Raw genomic sequence first — 20,443 nt, 5'->3', positions numbered from 1 at the left:
AATCCCTCAGTGCGGAGAGAATGATAGAACCATACCGACAGCGGTCCGGTTTCAAAAACCACTCGTTTCACGGCCGGCGCCCGCTTGCGGATGAGTTCGGCGATGATCCTCGGATCTGATGCGCACTTGCCGCGCCAGATCCGTTCACCTGCTCGACGGATCGAGACTGCCGTCTCTTTCATCGACACGTCAAGACCGATATACTCGTCCATGGCTGTTCTCCATTCGATGCTTGGGCCCGGCGACCAGTCGTGAGCCCGTATTTCCATCCTATCGGGGAACAGCCGCCCTCCAAGTCTCTGATTGGTTTTCGGGCAACTCGCTCCTGCGATTACCCCATGTGGACGTACCGGGCCGATTAACCATCGGCACCGCCAGTTGCGGCCCCTTGCCGCCGCAATGGCGGAGGGGAGCCGGGCTTGCTATATAGTTGCGAGCCATGATGCCGATCGATTCCAAACATCCGGAACTGCGCCGCCGGCGGTTTCGCCAGATTCCGGTGCGGTTGCTGGTGCCCAATGTCATCACGCTGCTTGCGATCTGCGCCGGCCTGACCGCGATACGCCTGTCGACCGAAGGGCGGATGGAGCTCGCGGTCGCCGCGATCGTGTTTGCCGCAGCGCTCGACGGCATCGACGGTCGCGTTGCGCGCCTGATGAAGGGCCAGTCGAAATTCGGTGCCGAGCTCGACAGCCTTGCGGATTTCGTCAATTTCGGCGTTGCACCGGGCCTGATCCTCTATTTCTGGCAACTGCACGAACTGGGCAATGGCGGCTGGATCGCCGCCATGGTGTTTGCGATCAGCGGCGGGCTGCGGCTCGCCCGCTTCAACGCCTCGATCGACGATCCGAGCAAGCCGGCGTTCGCGGCAAACTATTTCACCGGCGTACCGGCGCCGGCTGGCGCCATCACGGTGCTGCTGCCGGTCTATCTGGCGTTCCTGGGCGTCACCTCGCCGCCGGCCGTGCTGACGGCCTTCTATACGCTCCTGATCGCGTTCCTGATGGTATCGCGCCTGCCGGTGTTTTCCGGCAAGACGATGCGTATGCGCGTGCCGCCGGAAATGCTGCTGCCGGTGATCGTCTCGGTGGTGCTCTTCATCGCGCTGTTGATCAGCTATCCCTGGCACATCCTCTCCGTAGGCTCGGTGATCTACCTGATCAGCCTGCCATGGGGCTGGAAGACGTATCGCGACCAAGCTCGCGCAGTGGAGGCGCAGGAGGCTGTGCCGGCTGAAGCTGCGACGTCGCCGGCTCCGCCGCCGGGCTATCCGGGCGTCACCGACGCCGACCGGGACGATCGTCCGGCCCGGCTCAATTGAATCTGTATCCGCGACGGATGTTGCGCTCCCTCTCCCGCTTGCGGGAGAGGGCTGGGGTGAGGGTGCCTCCACGATGGGACTATCCGTGTGGAGAGAGCCCTCACCCGCCGCGCTCTCCGAGCGCAGCGACCTCCCCCGCAAGCGGGGGAGGTAAGTCAACCCAGCCGCATCACGCTCTGGTCTCAAATATCAGCCATGAGCGGAAGGTTGGTTGGGTTCACGGCCGATCTCGGCTATAGGCATCGATCAAGATCGTCTCGCCAAGAAGCGTCCACTTGCCAGGAGAAACGCCGTGAACAAAGCCGTCACCGCCCCGCTGCCCGCGTCCGTGCTCGAAGCCTTGGCGCGCTATGACACGCCGACGATCTGCAACGCGATGGAGATCGTCGCGCCGGAACGGCGGTTGATCGGCTACACGACCAAGCCGCTGGTCTGTCCGTTCCCGGACCTGCCGCCGATCGTCGGTTACGCCCGCACGGTGACGATCCGTTCCGTCCTTCAATCCGGGCTGCCGGCGGCCGAGCAGGCCAAGCGCCGCATCGAATATTACGAATATGTCGGCACCGGCTTTGGTCCGCGCATCGCCGTGATCCAGGATATCGACGGCGCCGATGTCGGCTATGGCGCGTTCTGGGGTGAGGTGCAGAGCAACGTGCACAAGGCGCTCGGCTGTCTCGGCGTGGTCACCGACGGCTCGATCCGCGACATCCCGCAATGGGCGCCGGGTTTCCAGGCGCTGGCCGGATCGATCGGCCCGTCGCACGCCTGGGTGCATGCCGAGAGCTTCGGCGGCGAGGTGCGGGTTGCCGGCATGACCGTGCGCTCCGATGATCTTATCCATGCCGACAGCCACGGCGCGATCGTGATCCCGATCGATGTCGCCGCGAAGCTGCCGGATGCGGCCGAACTGTGCGGGCGTCGCGAGACTCCGATCCTCGAGATCGCGCGCAGCCCGGACTTCTCGCTCGAGAAGCTGAAGGAGGCGCTGAAGCGCTCGGCCGAGATCCACTAGAGCGTTTTCGAGCGAAGCATGCCCTCGGACTTGATCCGAGGGTGGACACCGGTTCGCGCGAAGAAAACGCGTCAAAACAAGAATCTAGAACTTCGTCGTCATATCGGCGCGACCTTGGCGACGTCGTGGGCGCCGCGAATGACCATGTCGATGGCGACATAGAGGATGACGGCTAGCCCGACATAGGCGATCCAGCGATGCTTCTGCAGCAGCCGCGCGATGAAGGTCGCGGCTGCGCCCATCAATGCGATGGAGAGGATCAGGCCGAAAATCAGCACGGTCGGGTGCTCGCGGGCGGCCCCCGCGACAGCCAGGACGTTGTCGAGCGACATCGAGACGTCGGCGACAATGATCTGCGTCGTGGCCTGGAAGAGAGTCTTCCGCGGTACCCCGTTTGCGGACGCGCCACCGAACTCTGCGTCGGCCTCTTCCTTCGCGGCGGCGCGCAGTTCGCGCCACATTTTCCAGCAAACCCACAACAGCAGGATTCCGCCGGCGAGCAGGAGACCGACGATCTGCATGATCTGCGTCGCCACGACGGCGAAGAGAATGCGCAGACCGGTCGCGGCCAGGATGCCGATCAGGATCGCCTTGCTGCGTTGCTTCTCGGGCAGGCCGGCTGCGGCGAGGCCGATCACGACGGCATTGTCGCCGGCGAGCACCAGGTCGATCAGAACGACCTGCAACAGCGCAGTGAGGAATTCAAAGCCAAGAAATTCGGACACGGGTCATGCTCCCCTTCTGGTATGGAGAGTGACCCCGGACTCGATGCTGGCTTGATGGCGACGCGCAACGTCGGCGAGGAATTCACCGATACGTCCCGCGATCCAATGTCGCAGATCAAAGCAGGGCCACTCCAACTTACTCCAGTCCGACATCGCAGCCTGTCGGCTGCCAGAGGGGCCCGGCCTGGTACGCTCTACTTAAGTACTCAAGGTCGCGAACTCGAACGCGCGACGGCTTCTTCCTCGAAGAACAGTGCCGCCTGGTCCGGTTCGCCAAAAATTGCCGCCGCACACCCCATGAAGGTGAATGCACCGGCAAAATCCCACCACGTGACTTTCCCCGAGTTTTCCTGGTTCCGGATCAGCCGCGCGACGATGACGGCGACCGCTGCCTCGGCGAACAGCAGGATGCTGAATGCGGGCAGCACGAGCTCGGGTTCAAGCACGCGGATCATCAGGATGGCAGGGAACACTGTCAGGGCGCCGAACAGCGCGAACAGACCGAGAGGCTCCAGCGAAGGAGCATTTCGCATGATCCAGTTTGAACTGGAGGCCAACATCTGTTCCCCTGAATGAACGCACGCCCGATAGCGGCGGCGCAGTAGCCGATGGCGGGCACCGCCACCGGTGGCAATCAATACCAAAACGCATTTGCGCGTGGGAGGTTTCTGACCCGTGGCGCAGCGCCGCAGACGGGTGTAGTTGTGCTCCGGACCGCCATGCGGAACCCATTGGTGCAGGGACGGAAGGTGCGCGATGGAAATGCGTGATAGGACAGTGTTCATCACCGGATCCACCGACGGCGTCGGCCGCTATGTTGCGACCCGGCTCGCCATCGCCGGCGCCAACGTCCTGGTGCATGGGCGCGACAAAATGCGCGCAGCAGCGCTGATCGAAGAGATCAAGGGGGCAGGGGGCCGCGAACCAGTTTTCTACCAGGCCGACCTGTCCTCGCTTGCCGAGACGCGGAAGCTTGCGGAGGCCGTGCTCGCGAACCACAAGCGGCTCGACGTCTTCGTCAGCAATGCCGGGATCGGCTCGCAGAACGAGGGACCCGGGCGACAGACCAGCAAGGACGGCCACGAGCTGCGCTTTGCCGTGAATTACCTCGCCGGCTTCCTGCTTGCGCGTCTGTTGCTGCCGCTGTTGAAGGCGAGCGCGCCATCGCGGATCGTCAACGTCGCCTCGCTCGGCCAGCATCCGATCGACTTCGACGACGTGATGATCACGAAGAACTACAGCGGCTCGCGCGCCTACGCCCAGAGCAAGCTTGCGCAGATCATGTTCACGATCGATCTCGCGCAAGAGCTGAAAGGCTCTGATGTCACCGCGAACTCGCTGCACCCGGCGACCTACATGAACACCACGATGGTGCGCGCCGGCGGTGTTACCCCAATCTCCACCGTCGAGCAGGGCGGCCAAGCGATCCTGCATCTGGTGTCGGGCGATGATGTCGCCGATGAGAGCGGGCTGTTCTTCAACGGCATGAACGAGGCGAGGGCCAATCCGCAGGCCTATGACGCGTCGGCGCGGAGACGGCTGCGCGCGCTCAGTCTCGAACTGGCGGGACTCGAGGCCCTTCGCTAAGTCGCCGACGATTATGGTTAGCGAAAGGTTGAGACCGGCGCCGCGCTCAACCTCTATCCGGCCACTCGGGATTTTACGGGTTCCTCCTCGGCTTAACCTTTACGCGTCTTTAATGGCGGCCACGTAGGGTTTTCCGGCGCGGTCCGGGGTTGGGTCGTGCACCGTCCAGGACAGGCGGTGTATTGCGTACGCGTTGGAGTTTCCCATGGATATTATGACGGGCGCCGGGCTCTTGGCGGGCATCATCGTCATTTCAGTGATGATGCTTATGGGCGGCGACCTGCACATGTTCATCTCCGAACATGCGATGATCATCATTTTCGGCGGATCGATCGCGGCCACGATGATCCGCTTTCCGTTGGGCGCAATCCTGCATGGGCTGCCGCTTGGCGCCAAATTCGCCTTCACCATGAGCCGGCTGTCGGCCCGCGACCTGGTCGACGAACTCGCCCGGATCGCCGAGATCGCCCGCAAGCAGGGCCCGGTCGGACTGGAAAAGGTCGAGACCAACGAGCCCTTCCTGGCCAAGGGAGTCCGTTATGTCGCCGACGGTTATGACCTCGAATTCATCCGCGACAATCTCGAGCGCGACCGCGACAATTTCCTGATGCATCTCGACGAGGGCAGCAAGATCTACCGCGCGATCGGCGACTGCGCGCCGGCCTTCGGCATGATCGGCACGCTGATCGGTATGGTGCAGATGTTCGCCAACATGACCGATCCCTCCAAGCTTGGTCCGTTCATGGCGACCGCGCTGTTGGCAACGCTCTATGGCGCACTGGTTGCGAACCTGTTCTGCCTGCCGATCGCCGACAAGCTGCACGGCAAGTTGCTGGACGAGGAGACCAACCGCACGCTGATCATCGACGGCATCCTGATGATTCGCGATTCGAAGAGCCCGGCGCTGGTTCGCGAAATGCTGCTCGCCTACTTGCCGGAAAAGCACCGCGAAGGAGAGGGCGAACCGGTCCCGGCCTGACCTTCGGTCTGGCAGCGGTCCGGAGCTTCACGCGATGGCCAAGAAAAAGCGCGGCGATGCACATACCGGAGGGCACGGCTGGTTCGTGACCTTCGCCGACCTGATGGGGCTGATGATGAGCTTCTTCGTGATGCTCGTCGCCTTCTCCAGCATGGACAACAACAAGCTGAAGATCGTCGCAGGCTCGATGCGCGACGCCTTCGGTTCGCAGACCAATGTGCGCTATTCCGGCATCATCGAATCCGACGGCCTGCCGACGCGGCCGAAGTTGAAGAACGTCGAGCATATCTCGCCGGAGGAGACCTCGGACCGGCCGACGCCCGACGAGAAGGAGCGCAACCAGGAGAACGGCGCCAAGCTGCATACCGACCGCGCCTTCGCGCTCGCGTCTGCTTCGCTCCGGCAGGCGCTGCAGGACATGCCGGAATTGACCGAGATGTCCAAGCACATCATGTTCGAGGAGACCAAGGAGGGCCTCAACCTGGAGATCGTCGACCAGGACGGCCGCTCGATGTTCGCCGATGGCTCCAAGGTCCCCTACGACCGCACGCGGCGGCTGATCCAGAAGCTCGCCGGGCCGCTCAAGGCAACGCCGCTGCGCGTATCCATCGTCGGCCACACCGCCGCCGGTTTCGTGCCGGCGCGCAGCGACTACGGTGCGTTCGACCTGTCGGCGGATCGTGCCAACGCGGTGCGCCAGATCCTCGAGCGCGAAGGGCTGCCGCCGTCGCATATCTTCGCGGTGTCGGGCAAGGCCGATAGCCAGCCGTTGTTTCCGGACGATCCCTCGCTCGCGGCAAACCGTCGCGTCACCATCACCCTGATGCGTGAGAATCCGCCGCTGCCACCCGGCTTGAAGCCGTAATCTGCTGAATTTACAATCTGCCGCCTGTCCAGCCTCGCTGCCGTTACGCGTTTGTCGCGGCCGCTGCAACCGTTGACAGGGAACGCGGAAGCGTGGATAGCCGCGCCGGATCAAACTAGCAGATAGGGCGTTCTCCCCCGCCATGGCTGTCAGCGTCTCATCCAGCGAGGTCCAAGACGGGCCGGTCACGTCCAACTTCTGGGCCCTGACGCTGGGCAGTATCGGCGTGGTGTTCGGCGATATCGGCACTTCGCCGCTCTATGCGTTCCGCGAGGCAGTCGCGGGCGCCACGCATGGGCAGCCGGTATCGCGAATCATCGTCCTCGGTGTGCTCTCGCTGATCCTGTGGGCGCTGTTCATCGTCGTCACCTCGAAATACGTGTTGCTGCTCCTGCGCGCCGACAACAACGGCGAGGGCGGCACGCTCTCGCTGATGGCGCTGGGGCAGCGCGCGCTGGGGCGGAGAAGCTGGCTGTTGCTGGCGCTCGGCGTGGTCGGCGCCTCGATGTTCATCGGCGATTCCATGATCACGCCGGCGATTTCGGTCTTGTCGGCGGTCGAAGGGCTCAAGCTCGCGACGCCGGCACTCCAACACTACGTGGTGCCTGTCACGATCTTCATCCTGGTCGTACTGTTCTCGGTCCAGCGCATCGGCACCGCGCGGGTTGCGTCCGCCTTCGGGCCTGTGATGGTGGTCTGGTTCGCCACGCTCGCTGTGATGGGGGTCGTCCACATCAGGGATGACCCGTCGGTACTGGCGGCGATCAATCCCTATTATGGGCTGCAGTTCCTGCTCACCCATGGCACCATCGGCTTGGTGACATTGGGCGCGGTGTTCCTGGCTGTCACCGGCGGCGAGGCACTCTATGCCGATCTCGGCCATTTCGGCCGTAAGCCCATCCAGTCCGGCTGGCTGTTCTTCGTGCTGCCCTCGCTTCTGCTCAATTATTTCGGGCAGGGGGCGCTGGTGCTTTCTGATCCGTCCGCGATCGAGAACTCCTTCTACCGGATGGTTCCCGACTTCCTGCTGCTGCCGCTGGTGGTGCTTGCCACGGCGGCCACGGTCATCGCGAGCCAGGCCGTGATCACCGGCGCCTATTCGCTGGTCCGCCAGGCGGTGCAGCTCGGCCTGTTGCCGCGCTTCGAGGTTCGGTACACCTCGGAGTCGCATGCCGGGCAGATCTATCTGCCGCGCGTCAACCGCTTGCTGCTGCTCGGCGTCCTCTTGCTCGTGCTGATGTTCCACACCTCGAGCGGACTGGCTTCGGCCTACGGCATCGCCGTCTCCACCACCATGGTCGCCGACGGCATCATGGGCTTTGTCGTGATCTGGAAACTGTGGAACTGGCGCGTGGCGACCGCGGCCGCAGTGATTGTACCGCTCGTGGTTGTCGACATGACCTTCCTGAGCGCCAATCTGCTGAAACTGTTCGAAGGCGCCTGGGTGCCGCTTCTGTTCGGCATTGCGATGGCGGCCATGATCTGGACCTGGCGGCGCGGTGCGGCCATCCTGATCGCCAAAACCCGGCGCATCGAGGTGCCGCTCGATGACCTGATCAAGAGCCTGGAGAAGCGGCCGCCGCATATCGTCAAGGGCACCGCGGTCTTCCTCACCAGCGATCCCGGCTTCGTGCCGACCGCGCTGCTGCACAATCTCAAACACAACAAGGTGCTACACGAGCACAATGTCATCCTGACCATCGAGACCGCGCAGACGCCGCGCGTCGATGTCTCCGAACGCGTTCACATGGAACAGGTCAGCGACAAGTTCTCCAAGGTGCGCCTCAGGTTCGGCTTCATGGAATCACCGAATGTCCCGAAGGCGCTGGTCATCGCCCGCAAGCTCGGCTGGCAGTTCGACATCATGGCGACGTCATTCTTCGTGTCGCGGCGTTCGCTCAAGCCCGCGGCGCAGTCGGGCATGCCGCTGTGGCAGGATCACCTGTTCATCGCCATGAGCCGCTCTGCCAACGACGCCACCGACTATTTTCAGATTCCGACGGGGCGGGTGGTTGAGGTCGGCACTCAAGTAACTATTTGACCCGCGCACGATTGTGGCTGGTTAAGCATTGACCTATGTGTAAAATGCATGGCGGTAGCCCGTTTCTCGCCTAACCTATGCATTCGAGCGGGGATATAGGCCTCCCGCGCTGTTTCATTGTGCAGTGAACAATAGAGGCTCCCTCCCATGTCGTCCGAGAGTGCGGTCACCGCGGCGGAAACGCCCGCGGCCAGTGGACATGGAGAGGCGCATTCCACGGCGGGGTTCGGGGCGCTGACGCTTGGCAGCATCGGCGTCGTCTATGGAGACATCGGCACCAGCCCGCTCTACGCGCTGCGCGAAGCCGTTGTGGCGGCAAGCGAGCACAGTGGCGTCGCCACGACGCAGGCTGTGCTCGGCGTGCTCTCCCTGATCCTGTGGGCGCTGATCGTCGTCGTCACGCTCAAATATGTGGTGATCCTGCTGCGCGCCGATAACCACGGCGAGGGCGGAACGCTGGCGCTGATGGCGCTGGCCCAACGCGCCGTTACCAAGGGCGCCGGCGTGGTCGTGCTGCTCGGTATCATCAGCGGCGCCTTGTTCTACGGCGATGCGGTGATCACACCGGCGCTGTCGGTGCTGTCGGCGATCGAAGGCATCAAGCTCGTGACCGCGACCTTCGAACACTATGTCGTGCCGGTCACCGCGCTGATCCTGGTAGTGCTGTTTGCCGTGCAGTCGCACGGCACGGCGCGGGTCGCTGCGTGGTTCGGACCGATCATGTGTGTCTGGTTCGTGGTCCTGGCGATCGCGGCTGTGCCGCCGATCACCAAGCATCCCGAGGTGCTGTTGGCGTTCAATCCGCTCTACGCGGTCTCCTTCATGCTCCATCACGGCGTGATCGGATTCGTCACCCTCGGTGCGGTGTTTCTCGCCGTCACCGGCGCGGAAGCGCTCTATGCCGATCTCGGGCACTTCGGCAAACGGCCGATCCAGTTCGCCTGGCTGTTCATCGTGCTGCCGGCGCTGGCGCTGAACTATATGGGGCAGGCCGCCCTCGTCATCGTCGATCCCAAGGCGATCGAGAATCCGTTCTTCCTGATGTTCCCGGATTGGGCGCTGATCCCGATGGTCGTGCTCGCCACCATCGCGACGGTCATTGCCAGCCAGGCCGTCATCACCGGCACCTATTCGCTGACGCGGCAGGCAATCCAGCTCGGGCTGCTGCCGCGCTTCGAGATCCGCCACACCTCGGAAGCCCATTCCGGGCAGATCTTCATTCCCCGCATCAACCGGATGTTGCTCATCGCGGTGTTGTTGCTGGTGCTGATGTTCCGCTCCTCCAGCGCGCTGGCCGCGGCTTATGGCATCGCGGTCACCGGCACCATGGTGGTCACCGGCATGATGGGCTTTGTCGTGGTGTGGAAAGTCTGGCGATGGTCGCCGATCGCCGCCGCCGCGCTGATCGCGCCCTTCCTGTTTCTCGACTTCACCTTTCTCACGGCAAACCTGCTGAAGGTGCTGGAGGGCGGCTGGGTGCCGCTCGCGCTCGGCGGCGCCGTGATGCTGCTGATGTACACATGGCGGCGCGGCAGCCGGCTGCTGTTCGAGAAGTCGCGCAAGCTGGAATTCCCGCTCGCCGACCTCGTCGCAATGCTGGAGAAGCGGCCGCCACAGCGCGTCTCCGGCACGGCGGTGTTCCTGACCAGCGATCCGGCCAGCGCGCCAACTGCGCTCATGCATAGTCTAAAGCACTACAAAGTACTGCATGAGAAGAATGTCATTCTCACCATCGAGACCGCGCCGACGCCGCGGATCGACCCGTCCGAGCGGGTGCGGATGGAGCAGGTCAGCCCAACCTTCTCCAAGGTGACGCTGCGCTTCGGTTTCATGGAATCGCCGAACGTGCCGAAGACGCTGGCGATCGCCCGCAAGCTCGGCTGGCAGTTCGACATCATGTCGACCTCGTTCTTCCTGTCGCGGCGGTCGCTCAAGCCGGCCGCGCATTCCGGCATGCCGCGCTGGCAGGACCATCTGTTCATCGCCCTGAGCCGCAGCTCCAACGACGCCACCGACTATTTCCAGATCCCGACCGGCCGCGTCGTCGAGGTCGGAACGCAGGTCACGATCTAGCTTTTTGCCGGTCCTAACCTGTTTGCGGTGCTTGATTTTCCCTGCGCAAGAGGCGACTTTGCGCCCGAAATGGGGGGCTGTCTGAGCCCATGAATAATCTGGAGAACGCGCGTGGCCGACCACAAGGTGCATGATCTAACGCCTCAGGAGGTGTCGAAGGGAATAGCTGACGGACGCTATCTCCTGGTCGACGTCCGCGAGCCCAACGAGGTCGCTGCCGAGGCCTATCCTGATAGCGCCGTGGTGCCGCTGTCGACGTTTGATCCGGACGAGATTCCCGATCCCCAGGGGAAAGAGGTCGTGTTCGCCTGCCGCTCGGGCAAGCGCTCGGTGACGGCTTCGCTCGCGGCGCAGTCGGCGGGGCTGTCCTACGACAAGCATCTGGCGGGGGGCATCTTGGCCTGGAAGGCCGCCGGATTGCCGACCAAGACGGGCGGCTGACGTTTCCATGACTTCCATGAACAAGGTCTTCGCGGACCTTCCTGTCACCATTTTCGAAGCGATGTCGCAGCTCGCGCGCGACAACAACGCCATCAATCTCGGCCAGGGCTTTCCGGACGATCCTGGTCCGGAGGACATCCGTCGCGCGGCGGCGGACGCCTCCGTCAACGGCTACAACCAGTACCCGTCGATGATGGGCATCCCCGAGCTCAGGCAGGCGATCGCGACCCATTACGGCCGCTGGCACGGGCTCAACCTCGATCCCATGACGGAAGTCATGGTGACCTCGGGCGGCACCGAAGCGCTGACGTCATCGATCCTGGCCATGGTCGAGCCGGGCGATGAAGTGGTCGTCTTCCAGCCGGTGTACGATTCCTATCTGCCGATCATCCGTCAGGCCGGAGGCATTCCGCGCCTGTTGCGGCTGGAGCCGCCGCATTGGCGGCTGAACGAGGAGATGCTGCGGAGCGTCTTCAATCACAAGACCAAGGCGGTGCTGTTCAACAATCCGCTCAATCCATCCGCCGTGGTCTATCCGCGCGAAGACCTCGAGCTTCTGGCGCGGTTCTGCCAGGAGTTCGACGTGGTCGCGATCTGCGACGAGGTCTGGGAGCACGTGATCTTCGATGGCCGCGAGCACATCCCGCTGATCACGCTGCCGGGCATGCGCGACCGCACCATCAAGGTCGGCAGTGCCGGCAAGATCTTCTCGCTCACCGGCTGGAAGATCGGTTTCGTCTGCGCGGCACCGCCGCTCCTGCGGGTTGCCGCCAAGGTGCATCAGTTCCTCACCTTCACCACGGCGCCCAATCTGCAGGCGGCGGTGGCCTATGGCCTCGGTAAGGAGGACGCGTATTTTCACGACATGCGCAAGGATCTGGCGCGGAGCAGGGACCGGCTGACAAAGGGACTCGAGAGCCTCGGCTTTCCCGTCCTGAAATCGCAGGGCACCTATTTCCTCACCGTCGACCTGTCGCCGCTCGGGCTCAACGAGACCGACGAGGCGTTCTGCCGGCGCATCGTGACCGACTACAAGGTGGCCGCGATCCCCGTCTCGGCTTTCTATGAAAAGGACCCGGTGACCTCGGTCGTACGTTTTTGCTTTGCAAAGCAGGACGCCACCCTCGACACTGCGCTCGAACGTCTGTCGGACGCGGTGCACCGTCGAAAGAGGTAGAGAGATGCACGAGCAGGGGCGCCATCCGATTCGTTTCGCTGCCCTCCTGGCCGCGGCTCTGCTCGTCTCTCCATCCGCCCGCGCCGAGGAGCGCACGGTCAATTTCTACAATTGGTCGAACTATATGGCGCCGGGGGTGCTGGAGGACTTCACCAAGGAGACCGGCATCAGGGTGACTTACGACACCTTCGACGCCAACGAGACGCTGGAAACGCGGCTGCTCGCGGGCAAGTCCGGCTACGACGTCGTGGTGCCGACCGGCTATTTCCTGCAGCGCCAGATCACCGCAAAGGTCTTCCTCAAGCTCGACAAGTCGAAACTGCCGAACCTCGCCAATGCCTGGCCCGTGGTGACCAACGAACTCGCGACCTACGATCCCGGCAACAACTACGCCGCCAATTACATGTGGGGCACCACCGGCATCGGCTACAATGTCCAGATAGCGCAGAAGATTCTCGGCCCCGACGCCAGGATCGATAGCTGGGACATGGTCTTCAAGCCGGAGAATCTTGCGAAGTTCAAGGATTGCGGCATCCATATGCTGGATTCCGCCGATGACATCCTGCCGGCGGCGCTGAATTATCTCGGCATCGATCCGAACTCCACCAAGCAGGCCGATCTGGAAAAGGCCGCGGACCTCGTCAGCAAGGTACGGCCTTATGTTCGCAAGTTTCATTCCTCGGAATATCTGAGCGCGCTTGCCTCCGGCGAGATCTGCTTGGTGGTGGGCTGGTCGGGCGACATCATGCAGGCGCGCAGCCGCGCGGTCGAAGCCAGGAACGGCGTCGAAATCGGCTACACCATCCCGAAAGAGGGCGCGCAGATGTTCTTCGACAATCTCGCGATCCCTGCGGACGCCAAGAACGTCGCCGAGGCCCTTGAGCTGATCAACTACCTCTATCGGCCGGACGTCGCGGCGAAGAATTCGAACTTCCTGACCTACGCCAATGGCAACCTCGCCAGCCAGAAGCTGATCGATCCCAAGATCCTCGACGACAAGAACATCTACCCGGACGAAGCGACCCAGAAGAAACTGTTCGTCATCACCGCGCGCGACCCGGCAACCCAGCGGATCATCAACCGGCTGTGGACCAGGGTGAAGACGGGAAAGTGAGGCTCGCTTTCGCCGTCATTGCGAAGAGCCAAGCGACGAAGCAATCCATCTCTCCGCAAGTGGCGCAATGGATTGATTCGCTTACGCTCGCAATGACGCGCTGAGGCAACGGTCGGCTCACCGCCAGCGGCGGTGCAGCCACAACCACTGCTCCGGATATTCGCGCACCCAGCATTCGATCACGTTGGTGACGGCCTGCATCGTGCCCTGGATGTCGATCTCTCCGGACGCATCGAACACCGGCTTCACTTCCTCCGACAGTTCGCCGCGGAAGCGATTATTGGGCAGCCGGATGATGCGGGCGCCGTGGATCGGGCATTCGACCTGGCGCCGGAGACGCGCGAGCATCGGGTTGGCCTTGGTCTTGCGGCCGAAGAAGGTGACATCGACACCGTTGGTCAGATATTGGTCGACCAGCATGGCGACGTGCTGGCCGTCCTGCAGCGCCTGCGCGAGCCGGAGCGGCGCGCCGCGGCCGGCGGGGATCAGCGTGCCCATCTTGATCTTGCGGATTTTCTCGATCGCGCGGTCCGCGGCTTCGCTGTTCGGCCGTCGGAACAGGATCGCAGTATCGAGCCGGTGCGCGACCGCGGCCAGCGCCGGCAATTCCCAATTGCCGAGATGGGCGGCAAAGATCAGCGCCGGCTTGCCGTCGTCCCTGACCTGGTCAAACAGCTCCATGGTCCGCGGCGACAGTTCGATGCGGCTGTTTTCGGGATGGTCGCGGTCGTAGTCCCAGATATGGTCGAGATGGGCGAATTCGGCGCCGATGCGGCCGAGATTGTCCCAGACGCCGGCCAGAATCTTTTCGATCTCCTCGGGCGACTTTTCCGGAAACGCGGCCTTCAGATTCTCGCGACCGATTCGGTCCTCACGCAGCCTGCGACCGATGAAATGCGCGGCGCGCCCGAAGAAATCGGCGGTCTTGAACGGATCGAAGCAGCGCGTGGTGCGCAACAGCGCGATCGTCGCCGCGCCCACCGCCGCATCGCCCACGGGCTTGACGGCGTTGCGAAGGCGCGCGCGGGCTCGAAAGAGCTGCAGGCGGTTCATCGCGACAGGCGGCGCGGCGTTTGGTCGAGCATGATCTCGTCAGAAAGCCGGAGACCAGTTCGTCGGATCATGCTCTAGGCCGGCTCGCGCGTCAGGATCAACGAGGCGTTCTGCCCGCCAAAGCCGAACGAGTTGGACATCACGGCAGTGACGCGGGCGTCGCGCGCTTTGTTGCCGACCACGTCGAAATGAATGGTCGGATCGGGCACGTCATAGTTGATGGTCGGCGGGATCCGCTGATGCTCAAGCGTGAGCAGCGAGAATACCGCCTCGACTGCACCGGCCGCGGAGATCGTGTGGCCGACCATCGACTTGTTCGACGACACCGGAATCTTCGAGATCTGTTCGCCGAAGACCGCCGAGGTCGTATGATATTCCATCTTGTCGTTCTCGGGCGTCGCCGTCCCGTGCGCGTTGATGTGGTCGATCTGCTCCGGCTCCATTCCGGCATCGGCCAGCGTCTTGCGCATGCAGCCGATGATCGGCTTGCCGTCCGGGCTCGAGCGGGTGCGGTGGAACGAATCAGTCAGTTCGCCGCAGCCGGCGACGACACCCAGGATCGTCGCGCCGCGCGCGGTGGCTGCTTCATAGCTCTCCAGCACCAGCGCGCCGGCGCCTTCGGCCATCACGAAGCCGTCGCGGTTCTTGGAGAACGGCTTCGAGGCACCCTGCGGCGGATCGTTCTGCGTCGACAGTGCCGAGAGCAGGGAGAAGCGGACAACGGCTTCCGGATTCACCGAGCCGTCGGTCGCAACGCACAGCGCCGCGTCCGCCTCGCCGCGGCGGATTGCCTCCACGCCGAGCTGGATCGCCGTTGCGCCGGAGGCGCAGGCGGTCGACAGCGAGATCGGCGAACCCTTGGTGCCAAAGTTCTCGGCGAGGTATTTCGCGACCGACCCGAACATGAAGCGATCATGATAGGGGGCGAACCTGCCACCGCCGCTCGCACGCAGCATGTCGTAGTAATCGAAATCCTTCTTGTCGATCAGGCGCCCGAGCTCGAGCCGCTGCGGCCACTCGGTCTCGACCGGCGCCACCGCGAGGAAGAGGGGGCCTGGAAAGTCGCCCTTGCTGCCGATGCCGGATTGCGCCAGCGCCTCGTCGGTGGCGATTTCGGCGATGCGCTCGGAAAGGCTGGTCGAGGTGAAGGGATCGACGGCGATGAAGTCGATCGTTCCCGCCATCGTGGTCCTGAGGCCCTCGATCGGGAAACGGGTGACCGTCTTGATCCCGGATTCGCCGGCGACGAGCTTGGCCCAGTTGTCCGTCTTGCCGGCGCCGAGCGACGTGACGATGCCCATGCCGGTCACGACAACGATCGGCCTGCCAAATTTATCGCGTGGTGTCGCCATGCTTCCCCCGTCGATGCTGCGCGCGAATGCGCCCTACTTGACGGCCTCAACCAGGGCCATCCCTTCGCCCTGCCAGTGACCGGTTCCCATCACTACAATCTGGGTCGGCGGATCGGACTTTTCAACCTCAAGCCCGGTCGGATCGTTCGGCGGAAACAGCGCGCCCCGCGAGACCGAGAGCGCCGCCAGGGCAACGCCGAGCGGGAATTGGGCTTCCACGGTGTGGCCGAACATCGTTCCGGTGGCGCGCACGGCGAGGCCCTGGTGCTGGCGCAGGAACGCGCGCTCCTCCGATGTGACGGGCTCGGCGCCGGTGGCGCCGGTGACGACCACGCCGACATCGTCGTCGACATCGAGTTTCGACCACAGCGTCTCCAGCGACTTCGTCACCGCGCCCGGTTGCCTGCGCTGTGCGAGGTCGGCGACCACCTTGGAGAGCTTGGCGTAAGGCTTGGCGCCGCGCGCCTCGGCATGCTCGCGGGATTCCAGCACCAGGAACGCGCCGGCCGAGCCAAGCGCGAATCCGCTGTTGTTCTCGCGGGCCCAGACCGGGGCGAACTCGCCGGTCAGGTTGAAGTCCCCGAATTCAAAAAGGACGAGCAGGTCGAGACGTTCGCCATTGTAGGCGCCGCCGACGAGGGCAACGTCGCTCTGGCCGGCCTCGATGCGCGCCAGCGCAATCCGCGCCGCGTCGATGCTGGAGGCTTCCTCGCCCATGAAAGTGCGCGAGGTGCCGCGGACACCATGAACGATGGCGATATTGCCCGCGAGCAGGTTGGAGAGCTGCGCCAGGAACAGCGTCGGGCGCAGCTCGCTCATCAGGCGCTCGTTGAGGAAGCCCGGGCTGAAATTGCCGTGCGCGTCGGCGTTCAGGATCGCCGTATCGACCGCGAGGTCGCGCTCGCCGCCGCCGGCCGCGACGATCATGTCCATGCGGGACAGGATTTCCTGATTGCCTTTCACGCCGGCCGAATCCAGCGCCATCCCTGCGGCGTAGGTGCCGATGCGCTGCCAGGCTTCCATCTGGCGCTGGTCGCCCTTTTTCGGGATCTGCGCGTCGAAGCTGACGGGGGCAAGCGGATGGACGATGTAGGGCGCAAACCGCTTGTCGTCGACGTTGATGCGCTTGGCGTTGAGCGCATCCCAATGCGCATCCAGCCCTTCGCCGAGCGACGACAGGATGCCGATCCCGGTGATCCAGACTTCCTTCCGCTCAGTCATGCGTCAACGCCTGCTGCGGAAAGCCGATCTTCTTGGCCATCGCGTCCATGTGCACGCGCAGGTCGGGATGGGGGAAGGGGATGTGGCGAAACGTCAAGTCGGCGCTGCATTTCAATTCCTTGCCTACCCGGACCTTGGCCGACGTCACCGCGAAGCCCGAACCTTCGTGCTCGACCTTGGCCTCGATCGTCAGCACCTCGCCCGGGTTCACGAAGCCACGCATCTTGGCTTCCTTGATCATCGCCAGAAAGGGCATCCGCTCGAACTTCATCAGGCCGAGCAGGAGCCAGCCGGACGACTGCGCCATCGCTTCCGTCAGGAGCACGCCCGGCATGATCGGGTAGCCCGGGAAATGGCCTTCGAAGATCGTGTTGGTCCGCGGAACGTCAGCCTCCACCACAATCGTCTTGTCGCCGATGTTGAGATCAACGATGCGATCGATGAGTTGGAAATATTCGAGCTGCATGGGGTGCTCGGTTACGAGCCCGACGCCGTGCCCGTGCCTGCGTTCTTGGCCGCGACCAATTCGTCGATGCGGTCAGCGAGGTTCTTCAGCACGAAGTACTGCTCGGTGGTGGCCTTGCCGTCGTTGACTTCCTGGGTCCACTTCTCGAGCGGCATCTTGATCCCGAACGCCTTGTCGATCGCAAAGGCAATGTCGAGGAAGTCGAGGCTGTCGATCCCCAGATCGTCGATGGCATGGCTTTCCGGCTTGATCGTGTCGCGCGGGATATCGCAGGTCTCGGCGATAATGTTGGCGATCTGCTCGAATGTGGAAGACATCACTAAGCCTTTGATATATTGGCGATAAATTCCGGGACGATCGGGAAGCGGCGGGCTGTGTTGTCCCGGAATGCCCTGTTCCCCCGGGCGGACTCGAATGCCCGTATATCGGAGCGGGGCCGCGAGTTCAATGGAGCTTGGCTTTGCCTGTGGAGCCGCCTTGTTGGGCAACAGATACCGGCTACGGTTCCCGCACTAGCCCCGAGGTATCACCGAAATCCGCGCGCAATCGCGCCGGCCCATCAGGACACAATCCTGGGTTTTGCGCAGATCGGCGATGCTCACGGCCAGCCAGATGCCGATCGCGGTCAGCGCCACCGTGAAAGCGAAGGCTGCGATATTGGCCAGCATGCGCTGGCGGAAGTCATCGGGCTCTTCGCGGGGGCGTTCGTACCGCGAGAGGTCGCGGGCGACCTGCCCGGACTTTCCGGCCTCACGTGGCTGTTCGTGGTGGGCCGGCGGATGAGCGGAGGTGCGCGGCCGGAATTTGAGCACCACGTGCTCGCCGTCCGAGCTGATAGGCCGCTGGGTTTTCACTGCCGTCCGTCCGCAGAAGTTGTGATGCTATTTAGCACGCCGTGCGCGCTTCTCACGTAAAATATTGGTGCACGCTCTCGCAACATGATCTCCCGCGGCATTCCATGGAACTGATGGAGGGGCGATGGCGCAAGGCATCGCGGCGATGTGTGCGATGCACCCTCGCGCGCGTCGTTGAGGATCCTCCGTTCACAGCTCGTCGAGATGGGAGACCAAGGAATTCAATCCCTGGTGGCGCCGTGCCATAGTGGAACCAGCTCTCGATGGTCCGTCGGCAGCAATAGGGAGTTGAACCATGGCAAATACGCGCGAGCCGATTCTCAAGCCGGTTACGATCATGTCCCTGCGCCCGACTCAGATGACGGTGGGCATGAGGGAGGTGAAGGAGAAGCGCAAGCGTTGGCGCGAGCACAAGTCAGCGAAGAAGCGCGCCGAGATGCTCGGCCAGCACATGATCCCGGTGGTGCTCGGGCCCGATGAGCGCCACTACGTCGTCGACCATCACCATCTCGCCCGCGCGCTGCACGATGAGGGCGTCAAGGATGTGCTGGTCACCGTGATCGGCGATCTCACCATGGTCGACCGCGATGCGTTCTGGGGCGTGATGGACAACAAGCGCTGGGTCTATCCCTATGACGCCAAGGGCGATCGCAGGCATTTTCGCGATCTGCCGAAATCGGTAGTCGACCTGAAGGACGATCCGTTCCGCAGCCTCGCCGGCGAACTGCGCCGTGCCGGCGGCTTTGCCAAGGATACCACGCCGTTCAGTGAGTTCCTGTGGGCGGATTTCCTGCGCCGCAAGGTCGCGCGCAAACTTGTGGACGCTGATTTCGATACGGCGATGGAGAAGGCGCTCGCGGCGGCGAAAAGCAAGGATGCGATCTATCTGCCGGGATGGTGCGGACCCGCCTCGGATGATTAGAGCGTTTTCGAGCGAAGTGGATACCGGTTCGCGTGAAGAAAACACGTCAAAACAAGAATCTAGAGCTTCGGTTCTGATTCAATCAGGACCGAAAATGCTCTAGCGGCCTGTCGGCGACTGCGGTGGCGTGCCGTGTTCGCCGGGATCGTCGCTGCCGCCCAGTGTGCGATGGAGGAAGCGCTCGGTGCGGCGGCCGACCGTCAAGAGCACGAGCGCGATCGCCATGGCTGTCGCAACGATCCGCCACTCTCCGGCACCGGCTACGATGCCGATGCAGGCTGCCAGAAAAGCGCAGGCTGCGCTTGTCAATCCACGGACGCGGAAGGGCTCGCTCTCGTGGACGATGACACCGGCGCCGAGAAAGCCGATGCCGGTCAGAATGCCCTGAATCACACGGCTTGTCGCATCGGTGATCCTGGCGGTCTCGGTGAATTGCACCGCGACCACCACGACCGTCGCGGTGGACAGCCCGACAATGCCAAGCGTCTTCAAGCCGATTGGCTTGCCCTGCAGGTCGCGATTGAGGCCGATCAGGCCGCCCGCGAACGTGGCGACGCCAAGACGCAGGATGATGTCGCTCCATTCAAGCACGCGGGGTACCTCGGCGGTCCGCTATTTCGGCAGCCGTCCCATCATGTAGAACTCGTGGTTCGGGCGCATCGCGGTGAAATTCGCCATCCGGTTCGACAGCGCAAAGAAGGCGGCGACCGCAGCGATGTCCCAGATGTCGTCGTCGCTGAACCCGTGCGCTTTGAGCGCGCTGAAATCGGCTTCCGAGATCGTGCTCGCCTCGCGGCTCACCTTCATCGCGAAATCGAGCATCGCGCGTTGGCGCGGCGTGATGTCTGCCTTGCGATAGTTGACGGAGATCTGATCGGCGATCAGCGGATCCTTGGCGCGGATGCGCAGGATCGCGCCATGCGCGATCACGCAGTAGTGGCACTGGTGGGCGGCGCTCGTTGCCACCACGATCATTTCCCGCTCGGCCTTGGAGAGGCCGCTGTCCTTCTCCATCAATGCGTCGTGATAGGCAAAGAAGGCGCGAAACTCGTCGGGGCGATAGGCGAATGCCAGAAAGACGTTCGGCACGAAGCCTGATTTCTCCTGCACGGCGAGGATACGTTCGCGGATATCCTCGGGCAGTTTGTCGAGGGGAGGTACGGGAAAGCGTGTTGCGATCGGCTCGGTCATGGGCAGGTTCCGGCTCTAGGCGGTAAGGCTTGGCCGGAACCATAGTCGA

21 protein-coding genes and 1 pseudogene are annotated in these 20,443 nt (G+C 63.4%); 11 read left to right on the top strand and 11 right to left on the bottom strand.

From position 1 onward, the window contains the following. Positions 1-212, bottom strand: a pseudogene (locus K288_RS0134355) (IS110 family transposase); the annotation flags it as partial. Between the two features lie 227 nt (positions 213-439). Here K288_RS0134355 and pssA point away from each other — a divergent pair. Both pssA and K288_RS0134345 read left to right on the top strand, forming a co-directional pair. Beyond that, a complete protein-coding gene (gene pssA / locus K288_RS0134350; protein ID WP_027583619.1) occupies positions 440-1,321 on the top strand; it encodes a CDP-diacylglycerol--serine O-phosphatidyltransferase in 882 nt (293 codons plus the stop codon). Between the two features lie 292 nt (positions 1,322-1,613). Then, complete coding sequence (locus K288_RS0134345; protein ID WP_027583618.1) at positions 1,614-2,333, top strand: RraA family protein; 720 nt, start codon at positions 1,614-1,616, stop codon at positions 2,331-2,333. A 98-nt stretch (positions 2,334-2,431) separates the two neighbouring features. On the opposite strand, the gene K288_RS0134340 is transcribed toward K288_RS0134345, so the two are convergent. Both K288_RS0134340 and K288_RS55050 read right to left on the bottom strand, forming a co-directional pair. Continuing rightward, positions 2,432-3,058: a TerC family protein gene (locus K288_RS0134340; protein ID WP_027583617.1), complete on the bottom strand. Its 627-nt coding sequence runs from the start codon at positions 3,056-3,058 to the stop codon at positions 2,432-2,434. Between the two features lie 206 nt (positions 3,059-3,264). Beyond that, positions 3,265-3,843 (bottom strand): hypothetical protein, encoded by a 579-nt coding sequence (locus K288_RS55050; RefSeq protein ID WP_244443362.1) that lies wholly within the window; start codon positions 3,841-3,843, stop codon positions 3,265-3,267. On the opposite strand from K288_RS55050, the gene K288_RS0134330 reads away from it, so the two are divergent. The 8 genes from K288_RS0134330 (at position 3,815) to K288_RS0134295 (ending at position 13,335) form a co-directional block, all read left to right on the top strand. Next, a complete protein-coding gene (locus K288_RS0134330) occupies positions 3,815-4,645 on the top strand; it encodes an SDR family NAD(P)-dependent oxidoreductase (RefSeq protein ID WP_027583615.1) in 831 nt (276 codons plus the stop codon). The two genes, K288_RS55050 and K288_RS0134330, sit on opposite strands and share 29 nt — an antisense overlap. A gap of 205 nt (positions 4,646-4,850) precedes the next feature. Beyond that, entirely contained in the window at positions 4,851-5,624 is a 774-nt protein-coding gene (locus K288_RS0134325) for a MotA/TolQ/ExbB proton channel family protein (RefSeq protein WP_027583614.1), read from the top strand. A gap of 34 nt (positions 5,625-5,658) precedes the next feature. Next, positions 5,659-6,489 carry a flagellar motor protein MotB gene (locus K288_RS0134320; protein WP_027583613.1) on the top strand — a complete coding sequence of 277 codons (831 nt, stop codon included), beginning with the start codon at positions 5,659-5,661 and terminating at the stop codon, positions 6,487-6,489. A 142-nt stretch (positions 6,490-6,631) separates the two neighbouring features. Then, a complete protein-coding gene (locus K288_RS0134315) occupies positions 6,632-8,530 on the top strand; it encodes a potassium transporter Kup (protein WP_027583612.1) in 1,899 nt (632 codons plus the stop codon). 147 nt (positions 8,531-8,677) lie between these two features. Further along, on the top strand, positions 8,678-10,603 hold the full coding sequence (locus K288_RS0134310; RefSeq protein WP_027583611.1) for a potassium transporter Kup: 1,926 nt from the start codon (positions 8,678-8,680) through the stop codon (positions 10,601-10,603). A gap of 111 nt (positions 10,604-10,714) precedes the next feature. Continuing rightward, a complete protein-coding gene (locus K288_RS0134305) occupies positions 10,715-11,044 on the top strand; it encodes a rhodanese-like domain-containing protein (RefSeq protein WP_027583610.1) in 330 nt (109 codons plus the stop codon). A 7-nt stretch (positions 11,045-11,051) separates the two neighbouring features. Continuing rightward, positions 11,052-12,221 (top strand): aminotransferase, encoded by a 1,170-nt coding sequence (locus tag K288_RS0134300; RefSeq protein ID WP_027583609.1) that lies wholly within the window; start codon positions 11,052-11,054, stop codon positions 12,219-12,221. A gap of 4 nt (positions 12,222-12,225) precedes the next feature. Further along, on the top strand, positions 12,226-13,335 hold the full coding sequence (locus K288_RS0134295; protein ID WP_027583608.1) for a polyamine ABC transporter substrate-binding protein: 1,110 nt from the start codon (positions 12,226-12,228) through the stop codon (positions 13,333-13,335). 117 nt (positions 13,336-13,452) lie between these two features. Here the strand turns inward: K288_RS0134295 and K288_RS0134290 are convergent, their stop codons facing one another. The 6 genes from K288_RS0134290 to K288_RS0134265 all read right to left on the bottom strand — a co-directional run bounded on the left by K288_RS0134290 (position 13,453) and on the right by K288_RS0134265 (position 18,281). Continuing rightward, complete coding sequence (locus tag K288_RS0134290; RefSeq protein WP_027583607.1) at positions 13,453-14,388, bottom strand: lipid A biosynthesis lauroyl acyltransferase; 936 nt, start codon at positions 14,386-14,388, stop codon at positions 13,453-13,455. 74 nt (positions 14,389-14,462) lie between these two features. Then, on the bottom strand, positions 14,463-15,740 hold the full coding sequence (locus K288_RS0134285) for a beta-ketoacyl-ACP synthase (RefSeq protein ID WP_027583606.1): 1,278 nt from the start codon (positions 15,738-15,740) through the stop codon (positions 14,463-14,465). A 33-nt stretch (positions 15,741-15,773) separates the two neighbouring features. Continuing rightward, entirely contained in the window at positions 15,774-16,961 is a 1,188-nt protein-coding gene (locus tag K288_RS0134280; protein ID WP_027583605.1) for a beta-ketoacyl-ACP synthase, read from the bottom strand. Beyond that, on the bottom strand, positions 16,954-17,427 hold the full coding sequence (locus tag K288_RS0134275) for a 3-hydroxyacyl-ACP dehydratase FabZ family protein (RefSeq protein WP_027583604.1): 474 nt from the start codon (positions 17,425-17,427) through the stop codon (positions 16,954-16,956). The genes K288_RS0134280 and K288_RS0134275 overlap by 8 nt, the downstream gene beginning before the upstream one ends. An 11-nt stretch (positions 17,428-17,438) precedes the next feature. Next, positions 17,439-17,744 carry an acyl carrier protein gene (locus K288_RS0134270; RefSeq protein WP_027583603.1) on the bottom strand — a complete coding sequence of 102 codons (306 nt, stop codon included), beginning with the start codon at positions 17,742-17,744 and terminating at the stop codon, positions 17,439-17,441. Between the two features lie 195 nt (positions 17,745-17,939). Continuing rightward, positions 17,940-18,281 carry a hypothetical protein gene (locus tag K288_RS0134265; RefSeq protein ID WP_027583602.1) on the bottom strand — a complete coding sequence of 114 codons (342 nt, stop codon included), beginning with the start codon at positions 18,279-18,281 and terminating at the stop codon, positions 17,940-17,942. 295 nt (positions 18,282-18,576) lie between these two features. Between K288_RS0134265 and K288_RS0134260 the strand changes: the two genes are divergently transcribed. Then, complete coding sequence (locus K288_RS0134260; protein WP_027583601.1) at positions 18,577-19,203, top strand: ParB-like protein; 627 nt, start codon at positions 18,577-18,579, stop codon at positions 19,201-19,203. Between the two features lie 99 nt (positions 19,204-19,302). On the opposite strand, the gene K288_RS0134255 is transcribed toward K288_RS0134260, so the two are convergent. Together K288_RS0134255 and K288_RS0134250 are read right to left on the bottom strand one after the other, a co-directional pair. Further along, positions 19,303-19,794: an MgtC/SapB family protein gene (locus K288_RS0134255; protein ID WP_027583600.1), complete on the bottom strand. Its 492-nt coding sequence runs from the start codon at positions 19,792-19,794 to the stop codon at positions 19,303-19,305. Between the two features lie 21 nt (positions 19,795-19,815). Continuing rightward, complete coding sequence (locus K288_RS0134250) at positions 19,816-20,394, bottom strand: peroxidase-related enzyme (RefSeq protein ID WP_027583599.1); 579 nt, start codon at positions 20,392-20,394, stop codon at positions 19,816-19,818. Positions 20,395-20,443: the final 49 nt, after the last annotated feature.

The organism is Bradyrhizobium sp. Ai1a-2 (assembly GCF_000426245.1).
Classification (GTDB): domain Bacteria; phylum Pseudomonadota; class Alphaproteobacteria; order Rhizobiales; family Xanthobacteraceae; genus Bradyrhizobium.
This window is presented reverse-complemented; position numbering and strand designations above follow the sequence as displayed.

What these genes read in the sequence shown, in the direction of transcription:
- K288_RS0134270 (WP_027583603.1), bottom strand. Translation starts at nt 17,744, where the DNA reads ATGTCTTCCACATTCGAGCAGATCGCCAACATTATCGCCGAGACCTGC.
- K288_RS0134285 (WP_027583606.1), bottom strand. Translation starts at nt 15,740, where the DNA reads ATGGCGACACCACGCGATAAATTTGGCAGGCCGATCGTTGTCGTGACC.
- K288_RS0134290 (WP_027583607.1), bottom strand. Translation starts at nt 14,388, where the DNA reads ATGAACCGCCTGCAGCTCTTTCGAGCCCGCGCGCGCCTTCGCAACGCC.
- pssA (WP_027583619.1), top strand. Translation starts at nt 440, where the DNA reads ATGATGCCGATCGATTCCAAACATCCGGAACTGCGCCGCCGGCGGTTT.
- K288_RS0134325 (WP_027583614.1), top strand. Translation starts at nt 4,851, where the DNA reads ATGGATATTATGACGGGCGCCGGGCTCTTGGCGGGCATCATCGTCATT.
- K288_RS0134280 (WP_027583605.1), bottom strand. Translation starts at nt 16,961, where the DNA reads ATGACTGAGCGGAAGGAAGTCTGGATCACCGGGATCGGCATCCTGTCG.
- K288_RS0134330 (WP_027583615.1), top strand. Translation starts at nt 3,815, where the DNA reads ATGGAAATGCGTGATAGGACAGTGTTCATCACCGGATCCACCGACGGC.
- K288_RS0134295 (WP_027583608.1), top strand. Translation starts at nt 12,226, where the DNA reads ATGCACGAGCAGGGGCGCCATCCGATTCGTTTCGCTGCCCTCCTGGCC.
- K288_RS0134300 (WP_027583609.1), top strand. Translation starts at nt 11,052, where the DNA reads ATGACTTCCATGAACAAGGTCTTCGCGGACCTTCCTGTCACCATTTTC.
- K288_RS0134320 (WP_027583613.1), top strand. Translation starts at nt 5,659, where the DNA reads ATGGCCAAGAAAAAGCGCGGCGATGCACATACCGGAGGGCACGGCTGG.
- K288_RS0134315 (WP_027583612.1), top strand. Translation starts at nt 6,632, where the DNA reads ATGGCTGTCAGCGTCTCATCCAGCGAGGTCCAAGACGGGCCGGTCACG.
- K288_RS0134275 (WP_027583604.1), bottom strand. Translation starts at nt 17,427, where the DNA reads ATGCAGCTCGAATATTTCCAACTCATCGATCGCATCGTTGATCTCAAC.
- K288_RS0134250 (WP_027583599.1), bottom strand. Translation starts at nt 20,394, where the DNA reads ATGACCGAGCCGATCGCAACACGCTTTCCCGTACCTCCCCTCGACAAA.
- K288_RS0134310 (WP_027583611.1), top strand. Translation starts at nt 8,678, where the DNA reads ATGTCGTCCGAGAGTGCGGTCACCGCGGCGGAAACGCCCGCGGCCAGT.
- K288_RS55050 (WP_244443362.1), bottom strand. Translation starts at nt 3,843, where the DNA reads ATGAACACTGTCCTATCACGCATTTCCATCGCGCACCTTCCGTCCCTG.
- K288_RS0134260 (WP_027583601.1), top strand. Translation starts at nt 18,577, where the DNA reads ATGGCAAATACGCGCGAGCCGATTCTCAAGCCGGTTACGATCATGTCC.